Genomic DNA, 14,557 nt, shown 5'->3' with positions numbered 1-14,557 from the left:
ATTCTTCCCTGAGCGCAAGGACCGTGATCGACGTGAAGGTGGGCATCCCCCGCGAGGTCAAGAACAACGAGTTCCGCGTGGCCATCACCCCGGCAGGCGTGCACGAACTCGTCCGTAACGGACACCAGGTCTTCGTGGAGCAGGGCGCCGGCGACGGCTCGTCCATCCCCGACGAGGAGTACGTCTCGGCCGGTGCGGGCATCCTCGCCACCGCCGACGAGGTGTGGGCCACGGCCGATCTGCTGCTCAAGGTGAAGGAGCCGATCGCCGAGGAGTACCACCGGCTCCGCAAGGACCAGACGCTCTTCACCTACCTGCACCTCGCCGCCTCCCGCGAGTGCACGGACGCGCTGCTGGCGTCGGGCACCACCGCCATCGCGTACGAGACGGTGGAGACCGCGAACCGCCAGCTCCCGCTGCTCGCCCCGATGTCCGAGGTGGCCGGCCGGCTCGCCCCGCAGGTCGGCGCCTACCACCTGATGCGCTCGGCCGGCGGCCGCGGCGTCCTGCCCGGCGGTGTCCCCGGTGTCCAGTCCGGCAAGGCCGTCGTCATCGGTGCCGGTGTCTCCGGCTGGCACGCCACCACCATCGCGCTCGGACTCGGCTTCCACGTCACGCTGCTGGACAAGGACGTCAACAAACTGCGCGAGGCCGACAAGGTGTTCGGCAACCGCGTGCAGACCATCGCCTCCAACGCCTACGCGCTGGAGAAGGCCGTGCTCGACGCCGACCTCGTGATCGGCGCGGTGCTCATTCCGGGCGCGAAGGCGCCGAAGCTGGTCACCAACGAGCTGGTCTCGCGCATGAAGCCGGGATCTGTCCTTGTCGACATCGCGATCGACCAGGGCGGCTGCTTCGAGGACTCCCGCCCCACCACGCACGCCGAACCGACGTTCCCCGTACACCAGTCGGTGTTCTACTGCGTCGCGAACATGCCCGGCGCGGTTCCCAACACCTCGACGTACGCGCTGACCAACGCGACGCTGCCGTACATCGTCGAACTGGCCAACCGCGGCTGGCGCGAGGCGCTGCGACGTGACGCGGCTCTCGCTCTCGGTCTCAACACGCATGAGGGACAAGTTGTTTACGGTCCGGTGGCCGAGGCGCACGGCCTCGACTCCACCGACCTGCACACGCTGCTGGGCTGACCGGCGGCCACTGTGACCAGGCGCGTCAACATCGCGCCAACACCGCACCACCGGCCGGGTCTTGTGTGTCGAGGCCCGGCCGTTCATGTGCTTACGCCCTTGACAGCGGGGTGTTCGGTTGCCGACACATCGTGCCGTGTCCGGCGGATTGTGTTGCTGTGGACCACCGACACGCCATAGAGTCGCGAATCGTCGGCTGTAGTCACGCTGACCTGTCTAGAAGTTTCCTGGTCACCAAGGAGGTAAGACGACTTGTGAATGAGTCGACATTTGCTCCCGGGGGTGGTCAACCAGGAATGACCGTCGGTTCCGTCGCGGTCCGCACCTTCGAGTCCCGCCGGCCCGAGACGAACACAGAGACGCAACCTGCTTACGCCATGGCGCCTTTCAACGACAACGACCTGCAGGACGGTCAGTTCTACGACCCGGATGCCGAGTACGAACCGGATCCGGAGTACGCGGCCACCCTCGCCCCGGACGCGGCCCGGCAGCGCCGCGAACGCGTCGGCCCCACCGGCCGGCCCCTGCCGTACTTCCCGATCCCCAATCCGCTCGCCAACCACGGCCCCGCGAAGATCGTCGCGATGTGCAACCAGAAGGGCGGGGTCGGCAAGACCACCTCGACCATCAACCTGGGCGCGGCGCTGGCCGAATACGGCCGCCGGGTGCTTCTTGTCGACTTCGACCCGCAGGGCGCGCTCTCGGTCGGCCTCGGGGTCAACCCGATGGAACTCGACATCACGGTCTACAACCTGCTGATGGAACGCGGACTGGCGGCCGACGAGTGCCTGCTGAAGACCGCGGTGCCCGGCATGGACCTGCTCCCCAGCAATATCGACCTGTCGGCAGCGGAAGTGCAGCTCGTCAGCGAGGTCGCCCGCGAATCGTCGCTCCAGCGCGCCCTCAAGCCGCTGATGGCCGACTACGACTACATCGTCATCGACTGCCAGCCCTCGCTCGGCCTGCTGACGGTCAACGCGCTCACCGCGGCGCACTCGGTGATCGTTCCGCTGGAGTGCGAGTTCTTCGCACTGCGCGGGGTCGCGCTGCTCACCGAGACCATCGAGAAGGTCCGCGAGCGGCTCAACCCCGAGCTGGAGCTCGACGGCATCCTCGCCACCATGTACGACTCGCGCACCGTGCACAGCCGCGAGGTGCTGGCCCGGGTCGTCGAGGCGTTCGACGAGCACGTCTTCCACACCGTCATCGGCCGCACCGTGCGGTTCCCCGAGACGACCGTGGCGGGCGAGCCGATCACCACCTACGCGTCCAACTCCGTCGGCGCGGCCGCCTATCGCCAGCTCGCCAGGGAGGTGCTCGCCCGGTGCCACGCCGAGTGAGTCTGCCGGGCGCCGACGAGCTGTTCCGGACGACCGGAGGAGCGGCGCTCCAGGCCCCGCAGCCACGGCAGCACCCCGGCGGCCCCGGCCCCGGCGGCTCCGGTGGTTCCGGGAGCTCCGGCGGCTCCGGTGGTCCGGGCGAAGGACAGAACGGTACGCAGACGGACGGCCGGCTGCGGTCCGTACCGGTGGCCGACCCGGCCGCGGGCAACGACGCGGCCGATCCTGCGGACGGCGACGAAGGGACACGACCCTCCGGCACCGCGGGACAGGGCGAGGACAGCGCGGAACACGGCGGCCGGGACATCCCGACCTCACGCCGCCCGCTGACCGCCGAACGGGCCGGTATGCCGTCGCCGGCCGCCTCCTCCGGCACCATGACCGCGCCCGCGCCGCAGCCGCAGGCCGCACCCGTCCAGCCCCCGATCACCGCCCAGCCGCAGCCCCAGCAGGCGCGGCGCAAGGCCGCCCGGCAGAACCGCCGTCCCAGCGGGCGCGAGCGGCACGACGAGAAGATCACCGTCTATGTCTCCGCCGAGGAGCTGATGGATCTGGAACACGCCCGGCTGGTGCTTCGCGGTGAGCACGGGCTCGCCATCGACCGCGGCCGGATCGTCCGCGAGGCCGTCGCCGTGGTGCTGGCCGATCTGGAGTCGCGCGGCGACGCGAGCATCCTCGTACGCCGTCTGCGGGGCCGCTGACGCCCCGACGGCGCGCGGTCGGGGAACGAGGCGTGGCCTGCTGCGGCGAGTAGCCTGCACAGACCACTTCGTACCCTGGACCCCGATGCCGACCTCACCCGCCACTCCCCGCCGCAGCCTCGGGCTCGGCGCCGCCGCCGAGGCGGAACCGACGCCTGCCGTGACAGCGGAGGCGCCTGGCGCGGTGGCGGAACAGGCCGTGGAAGAGGCGGTGGAAGAGACCGAGCCCGCGGCGCCGGTCGAAGCGGTAGCCGAAGCGCCCGCGGCGCCGGTCGATGCGCCCGCGGCGCCGGTCGAGGCCGTGGAAGCCGTTGAGGCGGAGCCCGTTCCGGCCGGAGGGGACCGTTTCACCGTACGGCTGGCGAATTTCGAGGGGCCGTTCGACCTCCTGCTCGGGCTGATCTCCAAGCACAAGATGGATGTCACGGAGGTGGCGCTGTCGAAGGTCACCAACGAGTTCATGACGTACATCCACGCCATGGGCCCGGACTGGGACCTCGACCAGACCACCGAGTTCCTGGTCGTCGCGGCCACCCTGCTGGACCTGAAGGCGGCCCGGCTGCTGCCGTCCGCCGAGGTCGAGGACGAGGCGGACCTCGCGCTGCTGGAAGCACGGGACCTGCTCTTCGCCCGGCTGCTCCAGTACCGGGCGTACAAGCGGATCGCGGCGATCTTCGCCGAGCGGCTGGACAACGAGGCGCTGCGCTACCCCCGTACCGTCGGCCTCGAACCGCAGCACGCGGAGTTGCTGCCCGAGGTCGTCCTCAGCATCGGCCCCGAGCGCTTCGCGCAGCTCGCGGTGAAGGCGATGCTGCCCAAGCCCAAGCCGCAGGTGTACGTCGACCACATCCACGCGCCGCTGGTGAGCGTCCGGGAACAGGGCGAGCGGGTGATCGCGCTGCTGCGGCAGCTCGGCGTGGCCAGTTTCGGTCAGTTGACCGAGGACGCGCCGGACACGCTGACCGTCGTGGCGCGCTTCCTCGCGCTCCTTGAGCTGTACCGGGAGAAGGCGGTCGCGCTGGACCAGGAAGAGGCCCTGGGGCTGCTCCAGGTCCGCTGGACGGGCGGGGAGCAGGACACGGCGGCGCCGCTGGTGACCGACGAGTTCGACCAGGAGGCGGCGGCTCCGGCGCGCAAGCCGGTGCCGGATCCAGTGCCGGTGCCGGAGTCAGTACCGGTGCGTGAGCCGCAGCACGAGCAGGGAGAGGCCGAGGAATGACGGACGTGTCGGATATCACCGAGGCCCTTGCCGCGGCCGGCGCGGCAGGCGATACGGCGGCGCCCGCAGGGCCGCTCGCCGCCGAGACCGCCGAGCTGGAACTGAAGCCCGCCCTGGAGGCGGTGCTGATGGTCGTCGACGAACCGGCCACCGAGGAGCATCTGGCCAAGGTCCTGGAACGGCCGCGGCGGGCCGTCGGCAGGGCGCTGCGCGAGCTGTCCGACGACTACACCCGCGAGGGACGCGGCTTCGACCTGCGGCTGGTCGCCGGTGGCTGGCGCTTCTACACCCGGCCCGCCTTCGCGCCCGCCGTGGAGAAGTTCGTCCTCGACGGCCAGCACGCCCGGCTCACGCAGGCCGCGCTGGAGACGCTGGCGGTGGTCGCGTACCGGCAGCCGGTCAGCCGTTCGCGCGTCTCGGCGGTCCGCGGAGTCAACTGCGACGGCGTCATGCGCACCCTCCTCCAGCGGGGGCTGGTCGAGGAAGGTGGGACGGAACCCGAGACAGGTGCGATCCTGTACAGGACGACGAACTACTTCCTGGAACGTATGGGCCTGCGCAGCCTCGACGAGCTGCCCGAGCTAGCACCGTTCCTGCCGGAGGCGGAAGCGATCGAGGCGGAGTCCCAGGAGGGGCTTCCGTCGTTCGATCCGGACGCGCCGGACGACACCTCGACAACGGACACTTGATGCGAAGCAGCGACAGGAACAGCGGCGGCAACCGGAACCCGCGGGGCGGTGGAGGCGACAGGCCCCGTGACGCCGACCGGCGTGGTGGTGCCGACCGGCGCGGCGACGGCCGCTCGGGCGACGGGCGCTCGGCGGACGCGCGCCGCGGTGAGGGCCAGAGCCAGCGGCCCAAGGGCACGCCGCGTCCCGAGGAGCGCCGCTACGACGTGGGCAGCACCGGCCAGTCCGGTGCGAACAAGCCCGGCGGCATGCCGCGTACCAAGCCCGGCAGCAACAAGCCGACCGGCAACCGCGGCCGCAAGCCGGTGCCGGCCCGGCCGCGCGAGCTGGACGCGCAGATCGAGGAGCGCAACCGGGAGCGGCACAGCAAGCCGCAGATCAAGACGCCCAAGACCTTCCCCGGCGCCGAGCAGGAGGGCGAGCGCTTGCAGAAGGTGCTCGCGCGGGCCGGAATGGGTTCGCGCCGGGCGTGCGAGGAGCTGATCGAACAGCACCGCGTCGAGGTCAACGGGCGGATCGTCACCGAGCAGGGCCTGCGGGTCGACGTGGACCACGACGAGGTGAAGGTCGACGGGCTGACCGTCGCCACCCAGTCGTATCTCTTCTTCGCGCTCAACAAGCCGGCCGGTGTCGTCTCCACCATGGAGGACCCCGACGGCCGCCAGTGTCTCGGCGACTACGTCACCAACCGCGAGACCCGGCTCTTCCACGTCGGTCGGCTCGACACCGAGACCGAGGGCCTGATCCTGCTCACCAACCACGGCGAGCTGGCCCACCGGCTGACCCACCCGCGCTACGGCGTGCAGAAGACCTATCTCGCCGCGATCCAGGGGCCGCTCCCGCGCGACCTCGGCAAGCAGCTCAAGAGCGGTATCGAGCTGGAGGACGGCTGGGCCCGCGCGGACCACTTCCGCGTGGTCCAGAACACCGGCAAGAACTACCTCGTCGAGGTCACCCTCCACGAGGGCCGTAAGCACATCGTCCGCCGCATGCTCTCCGAAGCGGGCTTCCCCGTCGACAAACTGGTCCGCACCAGCTTCGGCCCCATCCCCCTCGGCGACCAGAAGTCCGGCTGGCTCCGCCGCCTGACCAACACCGAGGTCGGCATGCTGATGCACGAGGTCGAGCTCTAACCCCACCGCCCCCACCGCCCCCGCCGGACCGCCGGACCGCCGGGCCTGGAGGTGCGGACCCGTGAAGGCGCCCGTCCAGATGGATGGGCGCCTTCGCGCGGGTGAGCTACGCGGGCTTGGTGGGGAGTGGGAACGCGGCTGAGGTGCGGCGGACGCGGGTGAGGAAGGCTTCTATGCGGGGGCGGTCGGGGTCGGGGGGGAGGGGGGAGCGGGTGGCGGCGGTGTCGGTCTCTTCGTGGAGCGTGCGCATCCAGGCACGGACCTCGTCCCAGCTCAGTTCGCCGCGCTTGACGGACAGCAGGCGCTCGCGCTGGTCGCCGACGTCGATGGTGAGGCGGCCGGTGCGCAGCAGGTCGCGGCAGGAGATCAGGAGCCGCAGCAGGTGCATGGCGTGCTTCCAGCGCGGCTGGCCGTGGTTGCGGATGTCCGCTTCGAGGCGGCCGAGCTGCTGGGCCGCGTAGCCGCGGAAGGTGGCGTCGGCGCGGCGGGAGAGGAACGCGTCGCGCAGGTCGAGGAGTTCGAGCCCGGTCGGGTCGGCGTACTCGACCAGCGGTGAGTGCAGGCATTCGAGCAGATTGGGGTTGGCGCGCAGCGCGAGCGAGCAGAATCGCTCCAGCTCCCAGGAGAACTGTTCGTGCCGCGGTCCGGTGACATGCGTCGGCGGCTTGTCGAAACGCCAGAACAATTCGGTGGGCGCCACGTACACACCCCGCCGGTCGGTGTCACTGCCGTCGGTGGCCAGACCGAAGGCGCGCGAGCCCATGACGCAGGCATAGACCGTGTGGTCCCGGACAAGGTCGTGCCCCAGCGGATCGCGCATGAGGGCGATTATCGCCATGAAGTCCGACCAAGCGCCGGAGTTTCCACTGCTTCGTGCGGTGATCACGTTGCAGACGGTGATGGCGGGGCCCACGATACCGCTGCGGCGGGGGAGATCCCGAGGGGCGTAGCGGGACTACGACCAGGCCGTCAGCCCGAGCGGACGGCCGTACGGATCCCGTACGACCTCCAGCATGCCGGTCACCGCGGGCCGGTCGATGGGGCCGTAGACGTGCGGGAAGGCCGTGCCCTCCGGAACGCCGGGCGGCGGCGCCGGATCGGCCGCCTCCCAGCGGACCTCGGCGCGCAGCGCGGCCTCCTCGATCAGCAGCACCATCAGCGGCCCCGCCACCTCCCGGTAGAAGGCGTCGGCCACCGCGAGGGTCACGGTCTCGTCGGGCGAGCAGTGCACAAAACCCTCCTCGTCCAGGGAGGCGGGGGCGTACGGGCGCTCGGGCGCGTGCAGCCAGTCGTCCAGCGGCACCAAGTGGAAGAGCATGGGGAAGTTCTACCTGGTCCGGGCGGGTGAGGCGGTGACGAGTGGCGGCGGAGACGGGTTTGCGGGACATTGTCCGTGTTCGGTGCCGGGTGACGTGACGCGCGCCGACGGCCCGACTCCTGAAAGGGACGAGACCATGGCGGGAAACGACCTCGGAAGCCTTCTCGGCACTCTGCTCAGCGGCGCGAAGGGCGGCTCCTCCTCCGGTGGCGCGGGCGGCCTCCTCGGCTCGCTGCTGGGCCAGCTCGGCGGCAAGGGCGCGGCCGGTGGCACCGGCGCCGCGGGCAACCCCCTGGAAGGGCTGCTGGGCATGCTCGACAAGTCCGGCCTCGGCGAGCAGGCCAGGTCATGGGTGGGCCAGGGCGACAACAAGCCCGTCACCGGCGACCAGATCGCCCAGGCGCTTCCCGACGACGCCCTCCAGAAGGCCGCCCAGGACGCGGGCGTCTCCCCGCAGGAGGCCGCCGACCACCTCGCGGGCAGTCTCCCCGAGGCGGTCGACAAGCTGACGCCCGAGGGCGAGGTCCCTCAGGGGGAGTCCCTCCAGGACGTCATCAGCAGGCAGCTCGGCAAGCTCGGCGGGCTCGGCAAGTAATGTCCCCGCCCCCGTGGCGGTCCGGTTCGCGTACCCGGCCGCCACGGGGGCCTTGCGCGTCCGCCCGCCGCCCGTACGTCCGCGCCGCCCGTACGCCCGCCGCCCGCCGCCCGTACGCCCGCGCCGCCCGTACGCCCGCGTCTCGCTGTGCCCGGTCGGCCGGGAAGACGCGCCGCGCGTCTCGCAGTGCGGGCGTCCGTCTCGCGCCCCGCCCCCGGTGACTACCCTGGTCGGCAGGTACGTGAGCAGCCGAGGGAGCAGTGACGTGGCGGTACGAACGGCCCGCGGGAGCGGCCGACCCGAGCGGGACGCCTCCGGGAGCGTCGCCCAGTGAGGACCGCCCTGGTCGTCGGCAGCGGCCTGATGGGCACCTCCGCCGCCCTCGCGCTCACCGCGCGCGGTGTGGACGTCCACCTCACGGACCACGACCCGGGCACCGCGCGCACCGCGGCCTCGCTCGGCGCGGGCACCACGGGGGAGCCCGATGGCCCGGTCGACCTCGTGATCGTCGCCGTGCCGCCCGCCCACGTCGCGGCCACCCTCGCCGACGCGCTGACCCGCGGGCTCGGCCGCGGCTACCTCGACATCGCCAGCGTCAAGGGCGGCCCGCGCCGCGACCTGGAGGCGCTGGGCTGCGACCTCACCCACTACATCGGCACCCACCCCATGGCGGGCCGCGAGCGCTCCGGGCCGCTGGCCGCGACCGCCGACCTCTTCGAGGGCCGCCCCTGGGTGCTCACCCCGACCCCGGCCACCGACACCGAGGTGCTCAACCTCGCCCTCGAACTGGTCGCGCTGTGCCGCGCCGTCCCCGTCGTCATGGACGCCGACGCCCACGACCGGGCCGTCGCCCTGGTCTCGCACACCCCGCAGCTCGTCTCCAGCATGGTCGCGGCCCGCCTGGAGCACGCCGAGGACACCGCCGTACGCCTGTGCGGCCAGGGCATCCTCGATGTCACGCGGATCGCGGGCTCCGAGCCCGGCATGTGGATGGACATCCTGGCCGCCAACCCCGGACCGGTCGCCGACGTCCTCGCCGACGTCGCCGTCGACCTGACCGAGACGGTCGCGGCGCTGCGTGCTCTCCAGTCCGCCGACGAGGACAAGCGGCGCGGCGGCGCGGCGGGCATCGAGGACATCCTGCGGCGCGGCAACGCGGGCCGCGCCAAGGTCCCCGGCAAGCACGGCACGGCGCCCAAGGCGTACGAGATCGTGGCCGTCCTCATCGGCGACCAGCCGGGCGAGCTGGCCCGCCTCTTCGCCGACGCGGGCGCGGCGGGCGTCAACATCGAGGACGTCCGCATCGAACACTCCACCGGACAGCAGGCCGGTCTGGTGCACCTCATGGTCGAGCCGCGCACGGCGCCCGCCCTGACCGTGGCGCTGCGCGAACGCGGCTGGTCGATCCGCCAGTAGTCGCCTCCGGCACGGGCCGTCGCGAGCGCCGTACCCGCGCGCCCCCGGGCGCCGGCCCCCGCACTCGCCGCGGACCGGCCGCCCGTCGGCGCACCACCGTTTTCCGCAGCCGCAGCCGCAGGCCGGACGGTCCGCGCGAGCGCGAGCGGCCGGTCCCCGGCCGGACCGGGCGCATGCCGGACGGGTCGGGCGCGGACCGGACGCGGGGTACCGGGCACACACCACTGCGGTCCACGCGCGCACGCGGCCGCACCGGAGGTGCGTCCGGCGGTGGCCCGGGCGTGCGCAGGGGCGCGAACGTGACGGGCGCCCGGCCCGGTGCCCGACCCACCCGGCAGGGGACATGGTGCCCAGCCCGGCAGGGAAGGCGGGGTCCGTCCCGGCAGGGAAAACCCGTGGCGTTCCGGCGCGCGGGCGGCCGGTAACCTTGGGGGAATGGCATCCGGCCCCTCGGCCGGCCCGCCCGCCCCCCGCTCCGCGCACGAGGAAGGCCACCCGCTGTGGAGAATCCGGTGATCGTCGCCATCGACGGCCCTTCCGGTACCGGCAAGTCCAGCACGTCCAGGGCGGTCGCGGCGAAGCTGGGGCTGAGCTACCTCGACACCGGGGCGCAGTACCGCGCGATCACCTGGTGGATGCTGAGCAACGGCATCGACGTCAACGACCCGGTGGCCGTCGCCGACTGCGCGGGCAAGCCCGCCATCGTCGCGGGCCACGACCCGGCGGCACCCGGGATCACCGTGGACGGCGTGGACGCCTCGGGCCCGATCCGCACCCAGGAGGTCACCGCCGCGGTCAGCGCCGTCAGCGCGGTCCCCGAGGTACGGGCCAGGATGGTCGAGTTGCAGCGCGCCGCCGCCACCGCGTCCCCCGACGGCATCGTGGTCGAGGGCCGGGACATCGGCACGACCGTCTTCCCGGACGCCACCGTCAAGATCTTCCTCACCGCGTCCGCCGAGGCCCGCGCCGCCCGCCGCAGCGGCGAGCTGAACGGCGCGCTGAGCGTCGCGGACACCCGGGCCGCGCTCATCAAGCGGGACGCGGCCGACTCGGGCCGCAAGACCTCCCCGCTGGCCAAGGCCGCCGACGCGGTCGAGGTCGACACCACCGACCTCACCCTCGACCAGGTCATCGAGTGCATCGTCACTCGGGTCGAGGAGAAGCGGGCGCCCAGGTGACCGCAGAGCAGGGCACGGCACCGGGACCGCGCGGAGCGGCCGTCGGACGCCGGATCGGCATCGTCCTGATGAACGGCCTGTGGCGGCCCCGGGTGCTCGGCGCCTGGCGGGTACCGGCGCACGGCCCGGTCATCCTGGCGGGCAACCACTCGCACAACATCGACGGCCCGATGCTGATCGGCATCTCGCCGCGCCCGCTGCACTTCCTGGTGAAGAAGGAAGCCTTCGTCGGGCCGCTCGACCCGTTCCTGCGCTCCATCGGGCAGCTCAAGGTCGACCGCGAGACCGCCGACCGTACGGCGATAACGGCCGCGCTCGGCGTCCTGGAGCGCGGCGGGATGCTCGGCATCTTCCCCGAGGGCACCCGAGGCGACGGCGACTTCGCCGAGCTGCGCTCGGGTCTGGCGTACTTCGCGGTGCGCTCCGGCGCGCCCGTCGTGCCGGTCGCCGTCCTCGGCAGCACCGCCAAGGGCCGGGCGGTCCCGGCGCTGCCGCCGCTGCGCTCGCGGATCGACGTCGTCTTCGGGGAGCCCTTCGAGGCGGGCGACGGCAGCGGGCGCCGCACCCGCAGCGCGATGGACGCCGCCACGTTGCGCATCCAGGAGCGGCTCACCGCCCACCTGGCGCACGCCAAGCAAGCCACCGGCCGCTGACCGCGCAGACGGAAAGCGCGCAGGCCGAACCGCACCGGCTGCACCACACTGGTTACCGCAGCCGCCACAGTTGATCGACGGAGATACCTCATGGACCACGCAGACGAGCAGACCGAGCACGGCGGGACCGGCGCGCTCGGCGACGCCGAATACGCCGAGTTCATGGAGCTTGCCGCCGAGGAGGGCTTCGACCTCGAAGAGGTGGCCGACGACCTGGCCGAGGCCGGGCACGGCCCGCTGCCGGTGCTGGCCGTGGTCGGCCGTCCCAACGTCGGCAAGTCGACGCTGGTCAACCGGATCATCGGCCGCCGCGAGGCGGTCGTGGAGGACAAGCCGGGCGTCACCCGCGACCGCGTCACGTACGAGGCGAACTGGAACGGCCGCCGCTTCAAGATCGTGGACACCGGCGGCTGGGAGCAGGACGTGCTCGGCATCGACGCCTCCGTGGCGGCGCAGGCCGAGTTCGCCATCGAGGCGTCCGACGCGGTGGTCTTCGTCGTGGACTCCACCGTCGGCGCCACCGACACCGACGCGGCGGTCGTACGGCTGCTGCGCCGCGCGGGCAAGCCGGTCGTGCTGGCCGCCAACAAGGTCGACGGACCGTCCGGCGAGGCCGACGCGGCCGCGCTGTGGAACCTCGGCCTCGGCGAGCCCCACCCGGTCTCCTCGCTGCACGGCCGCGGCACCGGCGATCTGCTCGACGCCATCATCGAGGTGCTGCCCGAGGCGCCCGCGCTGACCTTCGGCGACGTCGTGGGCGGCCCGCGCCGGATCGCGCTCATCGGCCGCCCGAACGTCGGCAAGTCGTCCCTGCTGAACAAGGTGGCCAACGAGGACCGGGTGGTCGTCAACGAGGTCGCGGGCACCACCCGCGACCCGGTGGACGAGCTGATCCAGCTCGGCGGTGTCACCTGGAAGTTCATCGACACCGCGGGCATCCGCCGCCGCGTCCACCTCACGGAGGGCGCGGACTACTACGCCTCGCTGCGTACGGCGGCGGCGCTGGAGAAGGCCGAGGTCGCGGTCATCCTGGTGGACGCCAGTGAGACGCTGGCCGAGCAGGACACCCGGATCATCACCATGGCCGTCGAGGCGGGCCGCGCGGTCGTGATCGCGTACAACAAGTGGGACCTGTTGGACGAGGAGCGGCGCTACTACCTGGAGCGCGAGATCGAGAAGGACCTCGTGCAGGTGCAGTGGGCGCCGCGGGTCAATGTCTCGGCGCGCACCGGGCGGCACATGGAGCGGCTGGTCCCGGCGATCGAGACGGCCATCGCGGGCTGGGAGACCCGGGTACCGACCGGCCGCCTCAACGCGTTCCTGGGCGAACTGGTCGCCGCGCACCCGCACCCGATCCGTGGCGGCAAGCAGCCCCGCATCCTGTTCGGGACGCAGGCGGGCACCAAGCCGCCGCGGTTCGTGCTGTTCGCCTCGGGCTTCCTGGAGGCGGGCTACCGGCGCTTCATCGAGCGTCGGCTGCGCGAGGAGTTCGGCTTCGCCGGTACCCCGATCCAGGTGTCGGTGCGGGTCCGCGAGAAGCGCGGGCGCAAGAAGTAGCGGCGCGCACGGGCCCCCGCGAGCCGGGGGCTCCCGGGGTCAGAGCCCCGGCATCCGATTGTCGGGACGGCCCGGCGGCAGCGCCGCCGGGCCGTTGCCGCGGTGCCTGCCGGGGGCGTACGCCGGCTGCTCCGCGTGCCAGGTGGTGAAGCCGTTGAACTGCAACGCCTCCTCGCCGGTCCGGTCGCCGGGCAGCGTGCGGAAGAGCCGCTGGTACTCCGAGTAGAGCGCGTCGTAGATGGGTGTTTCTGTGGCACCGCCCCCGGTCGCGTCCTGCGCGCTGCGCATGGACGGGATGTAGCGCTGGAAAGGGGCCCGGGAGGAGGTGTCAAAGGTGTGCACGTATGTGCCAACGAGTCGGTGTTGTCCGGGATGCGGGCCAGCCGGTTGAATTGCAGATCTTTGACCCGGGCGGCAGCGGGCGCGCGGAAGGGGCGCGCACAGTGTCCGTACACGCCCCTCGTTTCCGGTGAACCGGGTGGCTCAGGTCCCCGACAGCGGCATCGTCGCGGCCACCAGCAGGCCCCGTGAGCACGCCCTGGCCAGGGCATCCCGCATCAGGTCCTCGCGCGGCTGACGGCCGATGGAACCGGCCGGGGCGGCGTAGACGTACACCTCGTTGGTCCGGTTGACGGCGTTCCGCCAGCCGTCGCTGACCTGGAGCGGCTGGTGGGCCTGCCACCACGCGGTGCCGGGGGTGCCGCCCGCGCCGGGCTGGAGCACGGCGTGCAGGCGCCCGGTGGCCAGCAGCACCGACCACCCCGGCAGCGGCGACGGCGGCACCTCCAGGTCGAGCTGCGGCATGAAGCCCTGCTCGATCAGCAGCGGCAGGAAGTCGTCGCCCGCGCCGGTGGCGCCGACCCGTGCGACCGGCCCGGTGGGCTCGATCACGAGCGCCGGGCGCAGCGTCTCCTCGACGATGATCAGACCGCAGGTGATGCCGAGCACCGCCTGCCGGGGCGCGGTCTCCACGGGCGGCGCGGCGGCCTGGCCGCCGATCGAGGGCCCTGCCGCCGTCTCGGGGCCGCCGATGCTGCGGACGGCGCCCCGCAACTGCTCCTCGGTGACCGGGACGACCTGCGAGGGGATGCAGGCGGCGTGCGCGAAGGCGAGGACCGCCGTCTCGTCGCCCACGAAGAGCACGGTGCTGGTCCGTTCCTGCCCGGTGTCCCCGGGGGTGCGACAGGACGTGCAGTCGTACGTGCCAGGAGCGTTGGCGCCGTTGAGGAGCCGCTGGGTCTCCTCGTCGCCGATCTCGGCTCGTACCTCGTCACTCACGTCGAGCATGGGCGGCACGGGAGTCTCCTTGAAGTGCGGTGGTGCGGTCACGAATCCGGCCGGAACGCCGGACCTGTCCCGGCGCATAGTGACAACGGATGATCTGTGGTGGGAGTCACGCTTTGCGGGGGGATGTATTCCGTTACCGGTCGCCGAGGGTGAGATTCCCGGCGAATCGCTCACGCAGCGTCGAACGGCCGTGTGGGTGACGAAAGTTGGGCCTGTGAGGCTACTCACGGAGCGCGCCGTTTAGATCCGCATTTACGACGATACGTACGCGCCAATCACCCGTAAACCTCGTCTTCTTACCGCCGGTAACCCTCAACTGGCCT

At 72.2% G+C, this 14,557-nt stretch carries 15 protein-coding genes; 11 read left to right on the top strand and 4 right to left on the bottom strand.

The window, feature by feature from the left end:
* Positions 1–32 precede the first annotated feature (32 nt).
* The 6 genes from ald (at position 33) to ACFZBB_RS31835 (ending at position 6,230) form a co-directional block, all read left to right on the top strand.
* Positions 33–1,148, top strand: a complete 1,116-nt coding sequence (gene ald, locus ACFZBB_RS31860) for an alanine dehydrogenase (RefSeq protein WP_391129849.1) — start codon at positions 33–35, stop codon at positions 1,146–1,148.
* 377 nt (positions 1,149–1,525) lie between these two features.
* The gene (locus tag ACFZBB_RS31855; protein ID WP_391129792.1) at positions 1,526–2,488 is read left to right on the top strand and encodes an AAA family ATPase; all 963 of its coding nucleotides are present in this window, start codon (positions 1,526–1,528) and stop codon (positions 2,486–2,488) included.
* Positions 2,473–3,189: a hypothetical protein gene (locus ACFZBB_RS31850; protein WP_391129789.1), complete on the top strand. Its 717-nt coding sequence runs from the start codon at positions 2,473–2,475 to the stop codon at positions 3,187–3,189. The genes ACFZBB_RS31855 and ACFZBB_RS31850 overlap by 16 nt, the downstream gene beginning before the upstream one ends.
* 85 nt (positions 3,190–3,274) lie before the next feature.
* Positions 3,275–4,408 carry a segregation/condensation protein A gene (locus ACFZBB_RS31845; RefSeq protein WP_391129786.1) on the top strand — a complete coding sequence of 378 codons (1,134 nt, stop codon included), beginning with the start codon at positions 3,275–3,277 and terminating at the stop codon, positions 4,406–4,408.
* A complete protein-coding gene (gene scpB / locus ACFZBB_RS31840; protein WP_391129783.1) occupies positions 4,405–5,097 on the top strand; it encodes an SMC-Scp complex subunit ScpB in 693 nt (230 codons plus the stop codon). The genes ACFZBB_RS31845 and scpB overlap by 4 nt, the downstream gene beginning before the upstream one ends.
* A complete protein-coding gene (locus tag ACFZBB_RS31835) occupies positions 5,097–6,230 on the top strand; it encodes a pseudouridine synthase (RefSeq protein WP_391129780.1) in 1,134 nt (377 codons plus the stop codon). The genes scpB and ACFZBB_RS31835 overlap by 1 nt, the downstream gene beginning before the upstream one ends.
* 106 nt (positions 6,231–6,336) lie before the next feature.
* On the opposite strand, the gene ACFZBB_RS31830 is transcribed toward ACFZBB_RS31835, so the two are convergent.
* Both ACFZBB_RS31830 and ACFZBB_RS31825 read right to left on the bottom strand, forming a co-directional pair.
* The gene (locus tag ACFZBB_RS31830) at positions 6,337–7,050 is read right to left on the bottom strand and encodes a DNA polymerase beta superfamily protein (RefSeq protein ID WP_391129777.1); all 714 of its coding nucleotides are present in this window, start codon (positions 7,048–7,050) and stop codon (positions 6,337–6,339) included.
* Between the two features lie 135 nt (positions 7,051–7,185).
* Positions 7,186–7,548 carry a DUF952 domain-containing protein gene (locus ACFZBB_RS31825; protein ID WP_391129774.1) on the bottom strand — a complete coding sequence of 121 codons (363 nt, stop codon included), beginning with the start codon at positions 7,546–7,548 and terminating at the stop codon, positions 7,186–7,188.
* Positions 7,549–7,684: 136 nt separating this feature from the next.
* Here ACFZBB_RS31825 and ACFZBB_RS31820 point away from each other — a divergent pair, with 136 nt between their 5' ends.
* The 5 genes from ACFZBB_RS31820 to der all read left to right on the top strand — a co-directional run bounded on the left by ACFZBB_RS31820 (position 7,685) and on the right by der (position 12,947).
* The gene (locus ACFZBB_RS31820; protein WP_391129771.1) at positions 7,685–8,143 is read left to right on the top strand and encodes a YidB family protein; all 459 of its coding nucleotides are present in this window, start codon (positions 7,685–7,687) and stop codon (positions 8,141–8,143) included.
* Between the two features lie 330 nt (positions 8,144–8,473).
* Positions 8,474–9,559 carry a prephenate dehydrogenase gene (locus ACFZBB_RS31815; protein WP_391129768.1) on the top strand — a complete coding sequence of 362 codons (1,086 nt, stop codon included), beginning with the start codon at positions 8,474–8,476 and terminating at the stop codon, positions 9,557–9,559.
* Between the two features lie 500 nt (positions 9,560–10,059).
* Entirely contained in the window at positions 10,060–10,737 is a 678-nt protein-coding gene (gene cmk, locus ACFZBB_RS31810) for a (d)CMP kinase (protein ID WP_391129765.1), read from the top strand.
* On the top strand, positions 10,695–11,390 hold the full coding sequence (locus ACFZBB_RS31805) for a 1-acyl-sn-glycerol-3-phosphate acyltransferase (protein WP_391048590.1): 696 nt from the start codon (positions 10,695–10,697) through the stop codon (positions 11,388–11,390). The genes cmk and ACFZBB_RS31805 overlap by 43 nt, the downstream gene beginning before the upstream one ends.
* Positions 11,391–11,480: 90 nt before the next feature.
* Complete coding sequence (der, locus tag ACFZBB_RS31800) at positions 11,481–12,947, top strand: ribosome biogenesis GTPase Der (protein WP_391129762.1); 1,467 nt, start codon at positions 11,481–11,483, stop codon at positions 12,945–12,947.
* Positions 12,948–12,986: 39 nt separating this feature from the next.
* Here der and ACFZBB_RS31795 read toward each other — a convergent pair whose 3' ends face one another.
* Both ACFZBB_RS31795 and ACFZBB_RS31790 read right to left on the bottom strand, forming a co-directional pair.
* Complete coding sequence (locus tag ACFZBB_RS31795; protein WP_391129759.1) at positions 12,987–13,235, bottom strand: hypothetical protein; 249 nt, start codon at positions 13,233–13,235, stop codon at positions 12,987–12,989.
* 195 nt (positions 13,236–13,430) lie between these two features.
* Entirely contained in the window at positions 13,431–14,243 is an 813-nt protein-coding gene (locus ACFZBB_RS31790) for a hypothetical protein (protein ID WP_391129846.1), read from the bottom strand.
* Positions 14,244–14,557: the final 314 nt, after the last annotated feature.

It is taken from the genome of Streptomyces sp. NPDC008139 (assembly GCF_042957025.1).
GTDB lineage: Bacteria > Actinomycetota > Actinomycetes > Streptomycetales > Streptomycetaceae > Actinacidiphila.
The sequence above is the reverse complement of the archived record's forward strand: the minus strand, read 5'-3'. Positions and strand labels throughout refer to the sequence as shown.